This is a genomic window from Williamwhitmania taraxaci (genome assembly GCF_900096565.1).
GTDB lineage: Bacteria > Bacteroidota > Bacteroidia > Bacteroidales > Williamwhitmaniaceae > Williamwhitmania > Williamwhitmania taraxaci.
The window spans coordinates 1-1,522 of record NZ_FMYP01000164.1; the positions used below are offsets into that span (position 1 = coordinate 1).

2 protein-coding genes are annotated in these 1,522 nt (G+C 32.5%); both read right to left on the reverse strand.

The window, feature by feature from the left end:
• Positions 1 to 118: 118 nt before the first annotated feature.
• Positions 119 to 406 carry a VOC family protein gene (locus BLS65_RS18695; protein ID WP_212590596.1) on the reverse strand — a complete coding sequence of 96 codons (288 nt, stop codon included), beginning with the start codon at positions 404 to 406 and terminating at the stop codon, positions 119 to 121.
• A 12-nt stretch (positions 407 to 418) separates the two neighbouring features.
• Positions 419 to 1,489 carry a TaqI-like C-terminal specificity domain-containing protein gene (locus BLS65_RS17710; RefSeq protein WP_092441113.1) on the reverse strand — a complete coding sequence of 357 codons (1,071 nt, stop codon included), beginning with the start codon at positions 1,487 to 1,489 and terminating at the stop codon, positions 419 to 421.
• Positions 1,490 to 1,522 lie beyond the last annotated feature (33 nt).

Below are 1,522 nucleotides of genomic sequence, written 5' to 3' on the forward strand. Positions count from 1 at the left end.
CACATCTTAATGAACCGCTGTATACGAGACCCGTACGTACAGTGGTGTGAGAGGCTCTCCCCGTCAGCCTAGCTGGCGGGGCGGTCTACTCGATTAGTGGCTGGTGTTCTAGGTTTCGTTATTTCATTGGTGTACAAATTTCAAGTAAAAATCCGTCAATATCTCGAATGTAACCAACAGTTTGTCCCCAAGGTTTTTGTATTGGCTGTTCGGTTACTAACGCACCAATTTCTTTTGCTTCGTCTTTGAATAGATTTGCCCAGTCTTCCTCTTTTACTTTAAATTGAAACAAACATTCTTCACCTGGACACTCTTTGTCAATATACCCTTCTGCATCAGCATTTATTGGAACTGATATTTTTTTGTTATTTAAGTTTTCTAGTTCTCGGATTAGTTTATCAAACATTGTTTTATGATTTTATTGCCCTTCAATTATTTTCTGCTCCTCTTCTGTTATGTCGAAAAGCGTATAAACTAAATCATCTAATTGCTTTTCAAGTTCTTTACTGGCTTTACCCTGTTGCTTAGCAGAAAGTATTTTATCAACTAACACTATAAATGGTATCTGCTCTTTTTCACCTATTGATGGGATAATAAATTTTTCTACTGATGTTTTCTTCAATACATATGCACCACCAGCTGTATATTCACCAATTTTAATGAAATAATATCTATATAGTTCACTATTAAATAGGGCAAGTAAAAATTTCAATGGTATAGTCTCTGATGTTAAAAAGAAAGATGCACTGGTTAGAAAATGTTTTTCTTCATCAAGTGCAAAACCCCAATTACCAGAAATTAAGCCCCACATTATTTTGTCTTTATTGAAATCTTCATAATACGTGTTTGCACATCTTTGCAAAGCATACCATTCATACCTTATTCCAGTTTCAGCCTTATTTCTATCACTAAGTTTGTCTTTGTAAGTAGTAAGGTGTTTGTATAAAAACGGATAATCTTTATTCAATTGCCTTTCTGCAACGTCTGAACTTCCATTAATAGTTTCGTCTTTATGAAGAGGAAAATGCCAAGGGATAAATAATAAACTCAAACCATTTGGTTTAATTGTAAATTTATTAATGTCCTTGCCTCTTAGCAATGGTTTAATAATCTCTTTCGATTTTAATTCATTCTTTAGTAGTTCATTTTTAGCGGTATCATTCAAAATAAATGCATCATCGAAACCGGTTGTAATACCTCTTTTTATATCTAAGGTGCTAATGTCTGATAGTTGACTTCCTTTACTTTTAATTTTATTTATAATATCACTTGAGGTATTATCATTGAAAAGCCAAGATTTTTCTTTGAGTTCAGTATGATTTATTTCAGTATGCCTTTTTAAAAGTTCGTTATAATCTTCAAGAGTATTTACTTTCTCCTTAAAATATTTATAATACTGAAAAGCCTCTGATGATTTTTCATTTGTAATAACCTTATATCCGCAACATAAAAGCATAAAATAATCGGGAACCCCTGTAATAATAATCATCACAAGGCTTTCCCGATTAAAATATTTTCACCT